The 17,182-nt window shown below is 59.0% G+C and carries 11 protein-coding genes; 5 read left to right on the forward strand and 6 right to left on the reverse strand.

The annotated features are described in order from the left end of the window. Window positions 1–203 precede the first annotated feature (203 nt). The 4 genes from putP to ACA061_RS02190 all read left to right on the forward strand — a co-directional run bounded on the left by putP (window position 204) and on the right by ACA061_RS02190 (window position 5,397). Complete coding sequence (gene putP, locus ACA061_RS02175) at window positions 204–1,688, forward strand: sodium/proline symporter PutP (RefSeq protein ID WP_150617522.1); 1,485 nt, start codon at window positions 204–206, stop codon at window positions 1,686–1,688. A gap of 355 nt (window positions 1,689–2,043) precedes the next feature. Next, window positions 2,044–4,059, forward strand: a complete 2,016-nt coding sequence (locus ACA061_RS02180; RefSeq protein WP_497300479.1) for a type VI secretion system Vgr family protein — start codon at window positions 2,044–2,046, stop codon at window positions 4,057–4,059. Further along, a complete protein-coding gene (locus ACA061_RS02185) occupies window positions 4,049–4,756 on the forward strand; it encodes a DUF4123 domain-containing protein (protein ID WP_497300480.1) in 708 nt (235 codons plus the stop codon). Before ACA061_RS02180 ends, ACA061_RS02185 begins: the two co-directional genes overlap by 11 nt. A gap of 320 nt (window positions 4,757–5,076) precedes the next feature. Then, window positions 5,077–5,397, forward strand: coding sequence for a hypothetical protein (locus ACA061_RS02190; RefSeq protein ID WP_047299446.1), 321 nt, complete (start codon window positions 5,077–5,079; stop codon window positions 5,395–5,397). Between the two features lie 107 nt (window positions 5,398–5,504). On the opposite strand, the gene ACA061_RS02195 is transcribed toward ACA061_RS02190, so the two are convergent. Next, window positions 5,505–5,918, reverse strand: a complete 414-nt coding sequence (locus ACA061_RS02195) for a T6SS amidase immunity protein Tai4 family protein (RefSeq protein WP_497300481.1) — start codon at window positions 5,916–5,918, stop codon at window positions 5,505–5,507. Window positions 5,919–6,081: 163 nt separating this feature from the next. Between ACA061_RS02195 and ACA061_RS02200 the strand changes: the two genes are divergently transcribed. Continuing rightward, window positions 6,082–6,921 (forward strand): 23S rRNA (adenine(2030)-N(6))-methyltransferase RlmJ, encoded by an 840-nt coding sequence (locus tag ACA061_RS02200; protein WP_047299449.1) that lies wholly within the window; start codon window positions 6,082–6,084, stop codon window positions 6,919–6,921. Window positions 6,922–7,048: 127 nt separating this feature from the next. Here ACA061_RS02200 and msrA read toward each other — a convergent pair whose 3' ends face one another. The 5 genes from msrA to aceE all read right to left on the reverse strand — a co-directional run bounded on the left by msrA (window position 7,049) and on the right by aceE (window position 17,137). Beyond that, the gene (gene msrA / locus ACA061_RS02205; protein ID WP_150604885.1) at window positions 7,049–7,714 is read right to left on the reverse strand and encodes a peptide-methionine (S)-S-oxide reductase MsrA; all 666 of its coding nucleotides are present in this window, start codon (window positions 7,712–7,714) and stop codon (window positions 7,049–7,051) included. 183 nt (window positions 7,715–7,897) lie between these two features. Next, window positions 7,898–10,594, reverse strand: coding sequence for a putative bifunctional diguanylate cyclase/phosphodiesterase (locus ACA061_RS02210; RefSeq protein WP_150617528.1), 2,697 nt, complete (start codon window positions 10,592–10,594; stop codon window positions 7,898–7,900). A 254-nt stretch (window positions 10,595–10,848) separates the two neighbouring features. Further along, window positions 10,849–12,243 (reverse strand): alkaline phosphatase D family protein, encoded by a 1,395-nt coding sequence (locus ACA061_RS02215; RefSeq protein ID WP_497300482.1) that lies wholly within the window; start codon window positions 12,241–12,243, stop codon window positions 10,849–10,851. Between the two features lie 275 nt (window positions 12,244–12,518). Next, the gene (gene aceF / locus ACA061_RS02220; protein WP_497300483.1) at window positions 12,519–14,480 is read right to left on the reverse strand and encodes a dihydrolipoyllysine-residue acetyltransferase; all 1,962 of its coding nucleotides are present in this window, start codon (window positions 14,478–14,480) and stop codon (window positions 12,519–12,521) included. A gap of 11 nt (window positions 14,481–14,491) precedes the next feature. Then, window positions 14,492–17,137, reverse strand: a complete 2,646-nt coding sequence (gene aceE / locus ACA061_RS02225; RefSeq protein ID WP_150602689.1) for a pyruvate dehydrogenase (acetyl-transferring), homodimeric type — start codon at window positions 17,135–17,137, stop codon at window positions 14,492–14,494. Between the last annotated feature and the right edge of the window lie 45 nt (window positions 17,138–17,182).

The following is a 17,182-nucleotide window of genomic DNA, read 5'->3' on the forward strand; positions in this document are numbered from 1 at the left end:
CGAAACTGGTTGCACCTTATTTGATTTGTTGCATAGCATTCGCGCCCAAGGTGCAACCGGAATACCCGATGCACCCGGCTGATGGCTTTCCTGGGGAAACATCAGTCCTAAATGCGCGGGATCCCGGATCGTCTGCCAAACGTCGTCGTTTGCGAGCGGTTCACCACCGCCGCTACATAAAAACAAAGCCAGGGCGTAACTCAATGAGCGTAAGTAATCCAACCCTGATCACATTCGTGATCTACATCGCAGCAATGGTGCTGATCGGTCTCATGGCCTATCGCTCCACCAACAACCTTTCTGACTACATTCTGGGCGGCCGTAGCCTGGGCAGCGTCGTGACCGCACTGTCTGCCGGTGCCTCCGACATGAGTGGCTGGTTGTTGATGGGCCTGCCGGGCGCCATCTATATGTCCGGTCTTTCCGAAAGCTGGATCGCCATCGGTCTGATCATCGGTGCCTACCTGAACTGGCTGTTCGTTGCCGGCCGTCTGCGCGTGCAGACCGAGCACAACGGCGACGCACTGACCCTGCCGGACTACTTCTCCAGCCGTTTCGAAGACAAAAGCGGCCTGCTGCGGATTATCTCGGCTGTTGTGATTCTGGTGTTCTTCACCATTTACTGCGCATCCGGCATCGTCGCTGGCGCCCGTCTGTTCGAAAGCACTTTCGGCATGACCTACGAGACTGCGCTGTGGGCCGGTGCTGCGGCGACGATTGCCTACACCTTCGTCGGTGGTTTCCTCGCGGTGAGCTGGACTGACACCGTACAAGCCACGCTGATGATCTTCGCTCTGATCCTGACGCCGATCATCGTGCTGCTGGCCACCGGCGGCGTCGATACCACGTTCCTGGCGATCGAAGCACAAGATCCAAGCAACTTCGACATGCTCAAAGGCACGTCCTTCATCGGCATCATCTCGTTGCTGGGCTGGGGTCTGGGCTACTTTGGCCAGCCGCACATTCTCGCGCGTTTCATGGCCGCTGATTCGGTCAAATCGATTGCCAAGGCGCGTCGCATTTCCATGGCCTGGATGATCCTGTGCCTGGGCGGCACCGTGGCCGTGGGCTTCTTCGGTATCGCTTACTTCTCGGCGCACCCGGAAGTAGCGGGTCCTGTTACCGAGAACAACGAGCGCGTGTTCATCGAACTGGCCAAACTGCTGTTCAACCCATGGGTTGCCGGTGTGCTGCTGTCGGCCATTCTGGCTGCCGTCATGAGCACCCTGAGCTGCCAGTTGCTGGTGTGCTCGAGCGCCCTGACCGAAGACTTCTACAAAGCGTTCATTCGCAAGACCGCTTCGCAGAAAGAGCTGGTATGGGTCGGTCGCGCCATGGTGTTGCTGGTTGCACTGGTCGCCATCGCATTGGCAGCTAACCCGAAAAACCAGGTGCTGGGTCTGGTCAGCTACGCTTGGGCCGGTTTCGGTGCTGCATTCGGTCCGGTTGTGTTGATCTCGGTAATCTGGAAAGGCATGACCCGTGACGGCGCACTGGCCGGTATTCTGGTCGGCGCGATCACCGTGGTCGCCTGGAAGCAGCTTGACGTGATGGGTCTGTACGAAATCATCCCGGGCTTCATCCTCGCCAGCCTGGTCATCGTCATCGTCAGCAAGCTCGGTAAGCCGACGGCTGGCATGGTGCAGCGTTTCGAAGCGGCAGAAAAAGATTACAACCTGAACAAGTGATTGTTCCGAGCTGAGGCTCACCAGAAAACGGCCCGTCTCCCATAAGGAGGCGGGCCGTTTTTTTGTGCCTGTGTTTTCTCCGATTCACCGTGCTCCCCTGTAGGAGTGAGCCTGCTCGCGATAGCGGTGTGTCAGTCGACATCAATGCTGAATGTCAGACCGCTATCGCGAGCAGGCTCACTCCTACAGGGGGTCGGTGGTGGGTTCGAGGGATCTGTCTGTAGTTGGATGCGGCAATTTAAGTAGGGCATTTAGACAGTCAAAGTAGGGCAAATCTGATTTTTCCGTCACCCACCCAGCCCCCCTTGCCTCTCATGCAGAATCGCCCGCCCTTCATTCTGCAGAGAGACATCGGATGTTCGCGCCTGCCAATCAACCGCGTTTCACGTTGACCCTCGAAGGCGCCCCGCACGACCTCAAAGTCCTTGAGTTCACGGGCACGGAAGCCATCAGCCAACCCTTTCGTTTCGAGCTGGAACTGGTCAGCGAGCGGCCGGACCTGGACCTCGAAAGCCTGCTGCACTGTCAGGCGTTTCTGAGTTTTGATGCGGACGGTTCCGGCGTTCACGGTCAGATCTATCAGGTCGGGCAGGGCGACTCCGGGAAACGTCTTACTCGTTATCACCTAAGCCTTGTCCCGCGTCTGACGTACCTCGGTCAGCGCATCAATCAGCGGATTTTCCAGCATCGGAGCGTGCCGCAAATCGTAGAGCAGGTCCTCAAGGACCACGCGATCCTGCGCGATGCCTTCGAGTTTCGTCTCGGCAGCGAATACCCGGTGCGCGAATATTGCGTGCAGTACGGGGAAAGTGATCTCGCGTTTATCCAGCGCCTGTGCGCCGAAGTCGGCATTCACTTCCATTTTCAGCACAGTCCCGAAGGCCATCTGTTGGTGTTCGGCGACGATCAAACGGTGTTCCCGCGCCTGGCCGAGCCGACCCTTTATTTGCCGGGCAGCGGCATGGCTGGCGGGGCGCCGGCGATTCAGCGCTTCAATGTTCGCTTGGAAACCCGTACCAGCGTAGTCGCCCGGCGCGACTACAACTTCGCCAAGCCGCGTTTGCAACTGGAAAGCCGCATCGACGGTGAACAACGTCCGGTGCTGGAGGATTACCACTTTCCCGGCCAATTCAACGACCGTGAAACCGGCAAGCACCTCGCCCAGCGCGCACTTGAGCGACATGTCGCCGATTACCGTCAGGCCGAAGGCATCAGCGATGAATCTGCGCTGGTTTGTGGACATTTCCTGCAACTGGCGGAGCACCCGCGCCAGGAATGGAATGATCTGTGGCTGCTCACCGCCATCGAACACCGTGGCCGGCAGCCGCAAGTGCTGGAGGAATCGGTGACCAGCGATGGGGAAGAATTCCGCGGTTACCGTAATACCTTTCTCGCGACACCGTGGGAGGTGTTCTTTCGTCCAGCCCTGGGGCCGGAAAAGCCAAGGATGCTCGGCTATCAACCGGCCGTTGTCACCGGGCCACAGGACAGCGAAATCCACTGCGACGAGTACGGTCGGGTCAAGGTGCAACTGGCCTGGGATCGCGACGGCGAACTCAACGATCACGCCAGTTGCTGGCTGCGAGTTGCCACTGGCTGGGCTCACGATCGCTATGGCAGCGTGTTGATCCCGCGCGTGGGCATGGAAGTGCTGGTCGGTTTCATCGATGCCGATGCTGACAAGCCGCTGGTGATGGGTTGCCTGCCAAACGCGGCGACCCCGGTGCCACTGGACTTGCCCGCGGACAAGACCCGCAGCGTCTTCCGCAGTCAGAGCAGCCCCGGTGGTGGCGGGTACAACGAGCTGCGCATAGAAGACAAAAAAGGCGCCGAGGAAATCTATCTGCGCGCCCAGCGCAACTGGACTCAGCATGTGTTGAATGATCAACAAGTGCAGGTCGACAACCAGCGCAGCATCGTCGTCACCGGCACCGCCAAACATGAATTGAAGGCTGACGAACAACGCATCACACACGGCCAACGCCAGACCGAAGTCAGGCAGGACGATCATCTGACGGTTGTTGGCGATCGGCATATCAGCGTGAGCAGTCAGGCGACCAGCGCCAGTGCGCAATTCCACGTCAGCGCCGGTCAGCAAGTGGTCATCGATGGTGGCGCGAGCGCGACGATTCAGGCGGGCGGGCAGTGGATCAACATCGGCCCCGGCGGAATTTTCAGCAGCGTGCCGATTGTGGTGGGTGGCGCGCCGATGGCGGCGATGAGCGCGGCGCCGAGTGTGCCGGGGTTGCCGGAGAATTTGGTGGCGGCCCCGGCAGCGATGCTGACGGCCGCGCAGATCATGAGTTTCAAAGGTGACGCGCCATTCTGCGAAGAGTGTGAGCGTTGCAAGGAAGGTGTTTGTGCAGCCTGAATGTCTTGAGCCGCGTGCATGGCTGGCGCGTGAGCCGCTGAAACCGTCGGAGCAGTTGTTCGCCATCTTCAGCAATGCCAGCGCTGCCAAGCCGCCAATGCAGTTGGCGCCTGGCCCAGTTTGGGCGGACACGATCTACGCCGAGTGGGATGCGGTGATGCCCTTCGTGGGAATTGTCTCGGCGGAAAGTGAGTTTCTGGATTGGGTGGCGACTACCGAGTCCCGCGACTGGGGATGGTTGGCGGTGTCTTCGGCGAGTCTTGAGGTGGTGGTCGAGCATTTTCGCAGCCTGACGCAAGTGTTGATGCCGGACGGGAAAGCCGTGTTTTTCCGCTTCTGGGATGGACGGTTCTTGTTGCCGATCCTGCGGTCTGCTGATGTGGATTCGGCGCAGCTGTTGCCGGTGATCTCGCGCGGACTCATCAATGGTCAGGCTGTTGATATCGGGGGCAGGGCGCAGGTTTCGGGGCAGGTGTTTCCTTGGTGGAAGGTGCCTGACTCGGTATTGGCTGCGAGCGGTGATGAGGTTCAGGTCAGCAATGCTGTGCAGTGGCTGAGCGAGGAACATCCGGCGTTGTACGAGGCATTTCCCGAGGCTGTTCTGCGCTGCAAGGTCAGGCAGTTTTTCCGGGTTGCAGTGTCGGAAGAATCGTCGCAATCGGCGTTACTGAAGTTTTTGCTGGCAGAGTCGGGGTGAAATTTCCGGGCGAAGGCCTCGGACATTTCCTTCGAGTTGCGGCGGTTTTCATGAACTGGTGGGCGTTGGGGTACGGGGGTAGTCTTTTGGCTGTCACCGCAAATTCGGTGACAGGGCGTGGAAGTCCTTTTATCGTTAGGCGCATCAGCGTCACCAGTAAGGCGTGCTTTAACGTCTGCAGTTAATGGTGGCTGTGCGCGGGGCGCTTTCGAGTGCGCCGGGTGCCTAACGTCCCGGTCTTCCACACCTGCGTACAGCCGCCACCTTTCGCGTGGAAGTGAAATCTGGCGGCTTCAGTTAATACGTTAGGAGTTAGTCCAGTGCCAACATTGAAACCCGATCCACCCTACGAAAAAATCATCCCCCATCCCGACAACCGCTTCATGGCCCTGACCGGCAATTGCAGCGACATGCCCACCCTGTTCATCGACACCCACGTCCCCCTCGACATCCTCCTGGACGCCGCCAACCATCGCCTGCGCGCCGTGATTCAGGTCCTGGAAAACATGTGCATGCGCGGCTCGGTCGAATGCGACTCCGTCATCCTCAGCGACTTCGCCCAGCTCTGCGTGATTCCGCTGCGCGACGGCTGTGATGTCCTGGATGTCATCGGCAAGCGGTTGCGCGCGATGCCTTCCTGAATTTTCAGGAGCAAAATCAAAAGATCGCAGCCTTCGGCAGCTCCTACATGAAATCCCCTGTAGGAGCTGCCGAAGGCTGCGATCTTTTGACGTTGAGGGTACGGCAGTCAGTCTGCGATGTAGCGATCCTGTGTCTTGATAAAACTGTCGAAAGGCTCTGAGTTGTAGACCTCCAGGCACCCATAAAAAACGACATTGCTGTTCGAGTGTTTGCTGATCGACGGTGTCTGCTTGTAGGCCGCATACACATAGTTTCTGGTTTCTTTATATGGATCGTGCAGCACTTGCAGCGTGTCTTCATTCTGCAGGACGGAGTGCATGCCTTTGCCCATGAACGAGTAAGCACCAGCGGACAGACCGATGTCCTTTTCCAAGGCTGAATTTTCTTTGAATGGCTTCAGGATGCAGTGACTCAAGCCGTAGTTCTTGAGCATTTGGCGGGCCTGCGCAATGTGGTTTTCGCCCGAAACAGCGTGCATTGAGCAGATCAGGCACAGAGAGAAAAAGATCGGGTGACGCATGGGTTGGACTTCCTGTCGGCGGGTACCTGCCTGTTAAGCGAGATAAATGACCTGTGGCGATGGGGTTGGGTCAGATTCTTAACATGTAAGAGGCCGCTCGGCTACCAACCCCTGACTTGCCGCCCGGTAAAAGGTAAACTTCGCGGCCTTCGCAGGAGCAATCATGAATTATCGTCACGCCTTCCATGCCGGCAATCACGCCGATGTGTTCAAACACCTGACCTTGACCCGTCTCATCGCCCTGATGTCGCGCAAGGAGCAGCCGTTTGCCTATCTCGACAGCCACGCCGGCATCGGTCTGTATGACTTGCAGGGCGATCAGGCCAACCGTACCGGCGAGTACCTGGAAGGCATCGCGCGTTTGTGGGATCAGCCGGACCTGCCGGCGCTGACCGCCGACTACATGAAAGTCCTGCACGAGATGAACCCGGATGGCCAGTTGCGCTACTACCCGGGTTCGCCGGAGCTGGCGCGGCGTCTGACTCGGCCGCAGGATCGGGTGATGCTCAACGAGAAGCACCCTGAAGACGGCGTGCTGCTCAAAGACAACATGGCCGGCGATCGTCGGGTGAAAGTGCATCTGGGCGAGGGCTGGCATGTTGCGCGGGCGATGTTGCCGGTGCAGGAGAAGCGCGCGGTGATGTTGATTGATCCGCCGTTCGAGCAGCTCGATGAAATGCAGCGTTGTGCGGCGTCGATGAAAGAGGCCATTGGCCGGATGCGTCAAACCGTGACGGCGATCTGGTACCCGGTGAAGGATCAGCGTGCGTTGCGCCGTTTCTATCAGGACCTGGCCGGCACTGGTGCGCCGAAATTGTTACGCGTGGAGTTGTTGGTGCATCCATTGGATACGCCGAACAGCCTGAACGGCTCGGGAATGGCGATTGCCAATCCGCCGTGGGGGCTGGAGGAAGAGTTGCGTGAGCTGCTGCCGTGGTTGTCGAAGAAATTGGGCCAGACCCAGGGCGGCTGGCAGATGGATTGGTTGATTGCAGAGAGCTGATCAACGGCAGGATCAAAAGATCGCAGCCTGCGGCAGCTCCTACAGGGTTCGGTGAACGCTCACACATTTGTGGACGATCTCGATCCCTCCAGGAGCTGCCGAAGGCTGCGATCTTTTGCTTTAAGGCTTAATTACCGGCCAGACTCGGTGGCATGCACACGCCAGTGCCGCCAATCCCGCAGTAGCCTTCCGGGTTTTTCGCCAGGTATTGCTGGTGATAAGTTTCGGCAAAGTACACGGTCGGTGCCTGTTCGATCTCGGTGCTGATTTCACCCAAGCCCGCTTTCGACAGTTCAGCCTGATAGGTCGCCTTACTCTCCAGCGCAGCATCCAGTTGCTCTGGCGAGGTCGCGTAGATCACCGAGCGGTACTGGGTGCCGATGTCGTTGCCCTGACGCATGCCCTGAGTCGGGTTGTGCAATTCCCAGAACATCGCCAGCAGTTCTTCGTAGCTGACTTGCGCCTTGTCATACACCACCAGCACCACTTCGGCGTGGCCGGTCAGGCCTGAGCAGACTTCTTCGTAAGTCGGGTTTGGCGTGAAGCCACCGGCATAACCAACCACCGTGCTGACCACGCCTTCGCGCTGCCAGAAGCGACGTTCGGCACCCCAGAAACAGCCCAGACCGAAGATTGCGAAATCGACATCCTGGAAAAACGGGCCGAGCAGCGGGGTTTCGTCGAAGACGAAGTGCTTTTCAGGCAGGGTCATCGCGGTTTCGCGGCCGGGCAGAGCTTGTTCTTTAGTCGGGAGCACGTTTTTGTTCACCAGAATTTCCGAGCGCAGAACCATGATCGTTCCTCTCAGTCAGGATGGGATGTAAAAAAAGTAGACCGCCAGTGTGCCCAATGATGCCCGATTTCGCACTATTCAATGTAGGAGCTGCCAAAGGCTGCGATCTTTTGATCTTGTCTTTAAAAAACAGGATCAAAAGATCGCAGCCTGCGGCAGCTCCTACATGAGGGAGCGGCGAGATCAGAGGCAGAGCGGGCCGCGCGGGTAGCGTTTGAGGGCCTGGATCAGATCGGCGCCGGGGATCGGCCGGTCGAACAGATAGCCTTGGCCCACATCGCAACGATGGCGACGCAGGAACGCCAGTTGCTCGGCAGTCTCGATGCCTTCGGCCACGACTTTGAGTTTCAGGTTGTGGGCCATGGCGATCACCGCAGAGGTGATTTCCATGTCGTCCTGATTGTCGGGGATTTCGTGGATGAAGCTGCGATCGATCTTGATGACGTCGATCGGGAATTTTTTCAGGTAGCTGAGCGACGAGTAGCCGGTGCCGAAGTCATCCATGGCCAGGGTCAGGCCCAGGCGCTTGAGTTGATCGAGTTGCAAGTGCGTGTCTTCGGTGGCTTCCAGCAGCAGGCCTTCGGTCAGCTCCAGCTCCAGCAAATTGGCCGGCAGCGCTTCTTCCTTGAGGATGTTGGCGATGGACGCGACCAGGTCCGGATCGGAGAACTGCTTGGGCGACAGATTGATCGCCACTTGCAGATTACCCAGACCGGCAGCGGTCAGCGCTTTGCTCATGCGGCAGGCCTGACGGGCGATCCATTTGCCGATCGGAATGATCAGGCCGGTTTCTTCGGCGACGCTGATGAACTGATCCGGACGAATCATGCCGCGCTCCGGATGATTCCAGCGCAACAGCGCTTCCATCCCCAGCAGGCGACCACTGCGCAGGCAGAGCTTGGGCTGGTAAAACACGTCCAGCTCGTTCTGGGTCAGGGCGCGCCGCAAATTGTTCTCGACGAACAGCTTGTAGCTGGCCTCGGCGTTTAGCGCTTCGGTGAAGACTTGTACCTGATGTTTACCGTTGGCCTTGGCCTTGTGCAGGGCCAAACCGGCGTTACGCATCAGGGTTTGTGGGTCGCGGCCGTGCAGGGGCGCGCAGGCAAGGCCCACGGAACCGGTGACGCTGATCAACTGGTTGTCGACGAACATCGGTTTGTCGAGGGTCATCAGCAACTGGCTGGCGATCTGCTGGCCGACCTCAAGGTCGGTGTCGTCGAGCAGCACCGCGAATTCGTTACTGGCGAACCGGGCGAGGCTGCCGCTCGAGCTCAGGCTGTTGCGCAAACGCCGCGCCAGACTGATCAGCAGTTTGTCGCCGGTCTGGTGGCCAAGGCTGTCGTTGATGCGCTTGAAGTTGTCGATGTCCACCAGCAGCAGGCTGATCGGAGTATCGGTATCGCGGGCGAAGCGTTCGTCGAGGTTGCGGATGAACGCCGGGCGGTTACCGAGGTTGGTCAGGTTGTCGGTGTACGCCAGACGTTCGATGCGCTGCTGCGCCAGTTTGGTCTGGGTGATGTCTTCGTAGATGCCGATGTAATGGGTCAGCTCTCGGTTGTCGCCGTAAACCTTGGAGATCGACAACTGCCCCCAGTACGGTTCGAGGTTTTTCCGGCGGCTCTTGAATTCGCCCTGCCAGCTGTTGCTCTTGGCCAGCGCCGAGGGCGCGTCGAACAGCAGCTCGCTGAGGTTTTCCAGGGCCGGCAGTTCCGACAGGCGCTGGCCGTGGACTTCCTCGGTGGTGTACTGGGTGATCGCGGTGAAGCTCGGGTTGACGTACTCGACCACGCCGTCGCAATTGACCAGCAAAAAGGCATTGGCGCTTTGCTCGACCGCACGCTGGAACAGGTGCAGGGCGCTGGTGGCGGTGCGCCGGTTGTGGTTGTTGATCACTTGGGCGAACTGGTCGGCCAGTTCGCCGGCAAAGGCGATTTCATCGGACTGCCAGGCGCGGGTGACGCCGGTCTGCTCCAGGCACAGCACACCGACCACGTGGCCGTCGACGCGGATGCTGGCGTCGAGCATGGCGTTGACGTCGCGCGGGCGAAGCGCTTCGGCCATCTCGCGGGTGCGCGGGTCACGCATGGCATTGTGTGCGTCGATGGCGCGGCTGCTGTGCAGGGCGTCCATGTAATCAGGGAAGCCGCTGATGTCGATCGCGTCCGGGAGAATGTAGTCCTGGGTCGCGCGGTGGTAAGCCGAGATCGGCAGCAGTTGCTGGCCTTCGAGGTTCCACAGGCTGGCACAGTCGATTTCATAGATATCGCAGGCGCAGCGGGTGATCAGTTCGGCGGCTTCTTGCAGCGAGTTGTGCGTGCTGTAGCGCTGGCGGGCGAGTAGCAGAATCAGATCCTGCTGGGCGCGCACTCGATCCAGATGCTGCAGTTGTTCCTGCTGGGCACGCTGATTGAGTTCGAGGGCGATCTGCAAGCGCGAGTTCTGGGTTTCGAGATCGACGCAAGGCAGCAGCGGCGCTTCGTCGAATACGGTATCGACCGCCAGCAGATAGCCGCGCAGCAAGTGACGATTGTGCTGCTTATAGGCTTCGCCGAGTTCCAGAATGGACAGCGCGCCGGCAGGGGTGTGCAGCGTGTAACGCACCAGATAATGCGGGCTGGCACTGAGTTGCAATTGGATCGTGTCGTGCAACTGATAGCGTGCTTCCGGCTCCATCAGGCTGGCGTATGGTGAGCCGACCAGAGCACACAACTCAACGGCCGGTTGACCGAATTGACGTTCGCAATTGGGATCAAGGAACAGCATTGCCCAGCTGGCTTCATTCAAGCGCTCGAAACGCAGCATGCCGAGCCGCGAGGGCACCGGCAATTGCGTCACTACCTCGGCCACCATACGGCTGGCGGCATCGGGTTGGCTCTTCATGGAGGGAAACTCGCTTGGAAATATGCTGAACGCTCTGGGCTCTCGCCCTCTTTACTGTTGCCTGCGGCAAGGTTGCATCATTGCGGCACTGACTGACAAGAGTGATGAAGGCCAAGTGCTATAAGAATGTGTCGGCCGCGCGGGGCATTTCTCCAGTGTCTGTCAGAAAAGAACGATTGATCGCAGCTGGCGACAGTTCCAGCAGGGGCATTTGACCTTTGCAGGAGCGGCCGAAGGCTGCGATCTTTCAGGGCTTAACGCAGTTTTATGGCGATCGACTGTAGCTTCTTGCCATCCCGGTCATGGTAATTGACCAGAATCTGATCGGCTTCGACCACCACATGGGCAAAGTTGTCTTTACTGACCACCGTGCTGGTCAACTCATGCTGATAATCGCCCGTCGCCGTACGCACCAGCGGTTGGTCGAGTATAAAAGTGGAAGCCTTGGCGTACGGCAGCAGCATGCTGTTGCACAGGGGCGAGGAAACGATGGTGTGGACTTCAAAGTCCGGATCGTCGCTGTGGGTCAGGCGCGCGGTCAGCGAACCGTGCACGTCGCCCGAGACGAACACCACGTTTTTGATCCCTTGGATGCGGATGGTTTCCAGAAGGCGCAGGCGCTGTTCCGGGAAGGCTTTCCACGCATCGTCGCCGAATTGTTTGCGATCCGGGTAGAACATCACGCTGGTCACTACGAACTTCACCCGCGCCGGACTGCTGACCAGCCACTCCAGCAACGCGTGCTCCTGAGCCTCATCGAGAATGCGTCGATCATCGACTGACAAGTTACGTCGAGTGCGGCTGTCGGTCACGAACCATTCAATGTCACCGTCACTGAACTGATACCAATAGTGCTGAAGTACCGAACGATCAATCTGGCCGTTAGTTGTCAGCGGATGTACCGGGCTGTGACTGGCTTGATACAACTCATAGGCGGCCATGGCATTGCGATATAACGCGCCGTCGGACTTGCTGGCATTGGCCGGCCAGTTATCTTCTATTTCATGGTCGTCGAGAATCATGTAAGTCGAAGTGCTGGACATCAATCGCTTTATATTGGGTTGCGAGAACGCCGCGCGGTATTTACTGAGTATGTCCTTGTATTCGCGATCCGGTGCGATCAGGTTCATGTCGTCGACATAAATTTGATCGCCGGTCATCAGCGTGGCACTGATAGGGGGTTGTGCGCCCTCGATCAATTGATTGATGGACGCAAAGATCCGGTCGCCCAACTGGGGCAGTGAAGCAATGCCGGCGGTCATGCGCAAGTACCGGCAAGAGCCGACAATGTAGGCCCTTGCGCGCATTGCTGTTGAGCGGGTGCGCAAACGGTAGATCTCCCGAGGCCATTGCAGCGGCAGTTCTGCCACCGAGTCCTGGGTATGAACCGGATTCATCGGGCTGAACCAGCCTGCTTGAAATTCGTATTCCGTATCGCTGCTCAAGTGGTTGAGTGCGAAAACTTCCGACATATCTCGCAGATCGCTCAGTTTGGCAAAAATACCGTTAGACCATTGTTGTGTGTCGGCGATGCGATAACGTATCCCGGCAAACACGGTGTTGTTGTCCTGTCGGTCGCCGCGGATAAATATGCGTGCATGATGAGTTGTTACATGGCCGATAATTGGGCCTATAGTTGGTTTTAGCATTTTCGAATCCATTCGAATGAATTACTTGATAAGTTTTGGCGTCAAGTTTGGTTAATAAACTTGCTGCGCCAAGGTTAGTTGCATGTCGAATGGATAAGTCGGTGCAAAGTTGACTGGAGTCGTGGCCGATGTCAGCGCAACTTGTAGGAAAAATACGAGACCTGGTTTATTTCAGGCAAAAAAAGCCCCGCCAATTGGCGGGGTTGAGGTACGAGCGTGTGGCGCTCGAAAACGTGGAGCACAAGCGGCCCTCCGTCGCCGGAGGGCCGTCTGGATTACAGCAGGATGGTGCGGATGTCCGCCAGCAGGCTGCCCAAACGCTGGGTGAAGCGTGCGGCAGCGGCGCCGTTGATCACACGGTGATCGTAGGACAGCGACAGCGGCAGCATCAGTTTCGGCTGGAAGGCTTTGCCGTCCCAGACTGGCTGGATGGTTGCCTTGGAAACACCGAGGATCGCCACTTCCGGCGCGTTGACGATCGGCGTGAAGCCGGTGCCGCCAATGTGGCCGAGGCTGGAAATGGTGAAGCAGGCGCCTTGCATGTCGTCAGCGGTAAGCTTCTTGTCGCGGGCTTTGGCGGCCAGCGCAGCGGCTTCGGCTGCCAGTTGCAACAGACTCTTCTGGTCGACGTTCTTGATGACCGGTACCAGCAGGCCATCCGGGGTGTCGACGGCAAAGCCGATGTTCACGTATTTCTTGCGGATGATCGCTTTGCCGCTTGGTGCCAGCGAACTGTTGAAGTCCGGCAGCTCCTTGAGCATGTGCGCGCAGGACTTGAGCAGCAGCGGCAGAATGGTCAGCTTGACGCCGGCCTTCTCTGCAACGGCTTTCTGTGCGACGCGGAACGCTTCCAGCTCAGTGATATCAGCCGAATCGAACTGAGTCACGTGCGGGATGTTCAGCCAGCTGCGGTGCAGGCTCGACGCGCCGATCTGCATCAGGCGAGTCATCGGCACTTCTTCGATTTCGCCGAAACGGCTGAAGTCGACGACCGGAATCGGCGGGATGCCCGCACCACCGGTAGCGCCGGCAGCTGCGGCCGGTGCTTCCTTGGCCTTCTGCATCATCGCTTTGACGTAAACCTGCACGTCTTCTTTCAGAATGCGACCGTGCGGACCGCTGGCGCCGACTGCGTTCAGCTCAACGCCGAACTCGCGGGCCAGTTGACGCACGGCAGGGCCGGCGTGAACTTTCGCGCCCGGCTTGGCCGGGGCGGCGGCTGGTGCGGCTGCAGCAGGTGCAGGTGCAGCGGCAGCCGGGGCAGCAGCGGCAGGTGCCGGAGCACTTGCAGCGGCAGCTGGAGCCGGAGCAGCAGGCGCCGCGCCTTTGACTTTCAGCTTCAGAATCAGGTCGCCAGTGCCGACTTCGTCATCCAGCTTGATGGAAACGCTTTCGACCACGCCAGCGGCAGGCGACGGGATTTCCATGCTCGCCTTGTCGGATTCCAGAGTGATCAGCGATTGATCGGCTTCGACGGTGTCGCCAGCCTTGACCAACACTTCGATGATCTTGGCCTTGCCGGCCGAACCGATGTCCGGAACGTGGATGTCCTGAACGCTGTCGGCCACCGGTGCAGCTGGCGCGGCTGCCGGAGCAGGCGCAGCAGCAGCGGCCGGCGCAGCAGCCTGAGCCGGAGCGGCAGCAGCAGGGGCCGCAGCACCCGCCACTTCCAGATCCAGAATCAGGTCGCCGGTGCCAACTTCGTCGTTGAGCTTGACGCTGATGGCCTTGACCACGCCAGCGGCAGGCGACGGGATTTCCATGCTCGCCTTGTCGGATTCAAGGGTGATCAGCGATTGATCAGCTTCGACGGTGTCGCCGACCTTGACCTGGATCTCGATGATCTGCGCCTTGCCCGACGAACCGATGTCCGGCACGTGCACTTGCTGAACCGAAGCGGCAGCAGGGGCAGCGGCTGGGGCGGCGGCAGCAGGAGCGGCAGCCGGTTTGGCTTCAGCTTTTGCAGCAGGCGCAGCGGCAGCCGCCGGGGCCGCTTCAGCGGCGCCCTCGACTTCCAGCTCCAGCAGTTCGTCGCCTTCTTTCAGACGGTCGCCCAGCTTCACTTTCAGGCTTTTGATGACGCCGGCTTTCGGGGCCGGCACTTCCATGCTGGCCTTGTCCGATTCCAGGGTCAGGATGCTCTGGTCGGCTTCGATACGGTCGCCGACCTTCACAAACAGTTCAATTACTTCACCTTCACCGCTGCCGATGTCAGGTACGCGAATGAGTTCGCTCACAAAATGTCTCCTCAGCAGTCCAGTGGGTTGCGTTTTTCCGGGTCGATGCCGAACCTGGTGATGGCTTCAGCCACAACCTTGGGTTCGATATCACCACGGTCAGCCAGTGCTTCCAGGGCTGCCAACACCACGAAATGACGGTCGACTTCGAAGAAATGACGCAGTTTCTTGCGGCTGTCGCTGCGGCCGAAACCGTCGGTGCCCAGGACCTTGAATTCCTTGGACGGTACCCACTGACGGATCTGCTCGGCGAACAGCTTCATGTAGTCGGTAGAGGCAATGACCGGACCTTTACGGCCGCTCAGGCACTCTTCAACGTAGCTCTTCTGAGGCTTCTGGCCAGGCTTGAGGCGGTTGCTGCGCTCTACGGCCAGGCCGTCGCGACGCAGTTCGTTGAAGCTGGTGACGCTCCACACGTCGGCGCCGACGTTGAACTCTTCACGCAGAATCTTCGCCGCTTCACGCACTTCGCGCAGGATGGTGCCGGAGCCCATCAGCTGTACGTGGTGTGCTGCTTCGCGGGTGTCTTCTTCGAGCAGGTACATGCCCTTGATGATGCCTTCCTCTGCACCGGCCGGCATGGCGGGTTGCTGGTAGGACTCGTTCATCACGGTGATGTAGTAGAAAACGTCCTGCTGCTCTTCGGTCATCTTCTTCATGCCGTCCTGAATGATCACCGCCAGCTCGTAGCCGTAGGTTGGATCAAAGGTGCGGCAGTTCGGGATGGTCGCGGCCAGGATGTGGCTGTGGCCGTCTTCGTGTTGCAGGCCTTCGCCGTTCAGGGTAGTCCGGCCAGCGGTGCCGCCGATCAGGAAGCCACGGGTACGGCTGTCGCCTGCTGCCCAAGCCAGGTCGCCAATACGCTGGAAGCCGAACATCGAGTAGAAGATGTAGAACGGCAGCATTGGCTGGTTGTGGCTGGAGTACGAAGTACCGGCAGCGATGAAGGAGCTCATGGCGCCCGCTTCGTTGATGCCTTCTTCGAGGATCTGGCCCTTTTTGTCTTCCTTGTAGAACATCACCTGGTCTTTATCGACTGGCTCGTAGAGCTGGCCGACGGACGAGTAGATGCCCAACTGACGGAACATGCCTTCCATACCGAAGGTACGGGCTTCGTCCGGGATGATCGGCACGATACGCGAGCCGATTTCCTTGTCCTTGACCAGTTGCGCGAGGATCCGCACGAAAGCCATGGTGGTGGAGATTTCACGGTCGCCCGAGCCGTCGAGGATAGCCTTGAGGGTATCGAGTGGCGGTGTAGGAATGTCGAAAGACTTGGCGCGGCGCTGTGGCACGAAACCGCCCAGTGCAGTGCGGCGCTCGCTCAGGTAGCGGGCTTCGGCGCTGTTTGCCTCTGGCTTGAAGAACGGCAGGTTCTCCAGCTCTTCGTCCTTGACCGGGATGTCGAAGCGATCGCGGAACAACTTCAGGCTGTCGACATCGACTTTCTTGGTGTTGTGCGCAGTGTTTTTCGCTTCGCCGGCACCGGTGCCATAACCTTTGATGGTCTTGGCCAGGATGACGGTTGGTTGTTCTTTGTGGTTGACCGCTTCGTGGTACGCCGCGTAGACCTTGTACGGGTCGTGGCCGCCACGGTTGAGTTTCCAGATCTCGTCGTCGGACAGGTCTGCAACCATTGCCTTGAGTTCAGGCGTGTTGAAGAAGTGTTCACGTACGAACGCGCCGTCTTTGGCTTTGTAGTTCTGGTACTCGCCGTCGATGACTTCGTCCATGCGACGTTGCAGGATACCGTCGACGTCCTTGGCCAGCAGTGGGTCCCAGAAACGGCCCCAGATGACTTTGGTCACGTTCCACTGAGCACCGCGGAACACGCCTTCGAGTTCCTGGATGATCTTGCCGTTACCGCGAACCGGGCCGTCGAGGCGCTGCAGGTTGCAGTTGATGACGAAGATCAGGTTGTCGAGCTTCTCGCGGCCAGCCAGGGAGATGGCGCCCAGGGATTCTGGTTCGTCGCACTCGCCGTCGCCCAGGAAACACCAGACTTTTTGCTTGCCTTCCGGGATGAAGCCACGAGCTTCCAGGTACTTCATGAAACGTGCCTGGTAGATCGCCTGGATCGGACCCAGACCCATCGATACGGTCGGGAACTGCCAGAAGTCAGGCATCAGCCAAGGGTGCGGGTAGGACGACAGGCCCTGACCGTCCACTTCCTGGCGGAAGTTGTTCATCTGGTCTTCGGTGATGCGGCCTTCCATGAATGCACGGGCGTAAACGCCTGGCGAGGTGTGGCCCTGGAAGTAGATCAGGTCGCCGCCGTGTTCGTCGGTCGGGGCCTGGAAGAAGTAGTTGAAGCCGATGTCATACAGGGTCGCACTGGAAGCGAAGCTGGAGATGTGACCACCCAGGTCAGAATCTTTCAGGTTCGTACGCATTACCATGGCCATCGCGTTCCAGCGTACCAACGAGCGAATGCGGCGTTCCATGAACAGGTCGCCAGGCATGCGTGCTTCGTGGGTGACGGGGATGGTGTTGCGGTAAGGCGTGGTGATGGCGTAAGGGAGCTGCGAGCCGCTGCGGGTCGCGAGTTCGCCCATACGGGTCATCAGATAGTGAGCACGGTCTTCGCCTTCTTTGTCGAGAACCGATTCCAGGGCGTCCAGCCATTCCTGGGTTTCGACGGGATCGAGGTCTTGCATGGCTTGCTCCAGGGCGGAAAGGCTTCCAGAATCGGTTGCCTGAGT

The sequence above is a fragment of the Pseudomonas sp. LBUM1668 genome, assembly GCF_059695715.1.

Excerpts from the sequence above, each read along its gene's own strand:
- msrA (WP_150604885.1), bottom strand. The coding sequence starts at position 7,714 with ATGGTTCTGCGCTCGGAAATTCTGGTGAACAAAAACGTGCTCCCGACT.
- putP (WP_150617522.1), top strand. The coding sequence starts at position 204 with ATGAGCGTAAGTAATCCAACCCTGATCACATTCGTGATCTACATCGCA.
- ACA061_RS02215 (WP_497300482.1), bottom strand. The coding sequence starts at position 12,243 with ATGCTAAAACCAACTATAGGCCCAATTATCGGCCATGTAACAACTCAT.
- ACA061_RS02195 (WP_497300481.1), bottom strand. The coding sequence starts at position 5,918 with ATGCGTCACCCGATCTTTTTCTCTCTGTGCCTGATCTGCTCAATGCAC.
- ACA061_RS02180 (WP_497300479.1), top strand. The coding sequence starts at position 2,044 with ATGTTCGCGCCTGCCAATCAACCGCGTTTCACGTTGACCCTCGAAGGC.
- ACA061_RS02210 (WP_150617528.1), bottom strand. The coding sequence starts at position 10,594 with ATGAAGAGCCAACCCGATGCCGCCAGCCGTATGGTGGCCGAGGTAGTG.
- ACA061_RS02200 (WP_047299449.1), top strand. The coding sequence starts at position 6,082 with ATGAATTATCGTCACGCCTTCCATGCCGGCAATCACGCCGATGTGTTC.
- aceE (WP_150602689.1), bottom strand. The coding sequence starts at position 17,137 with ATGCAAGACCTCGATCCCGTCGAAACCCAGGAATGGCTGGACGCCCTG.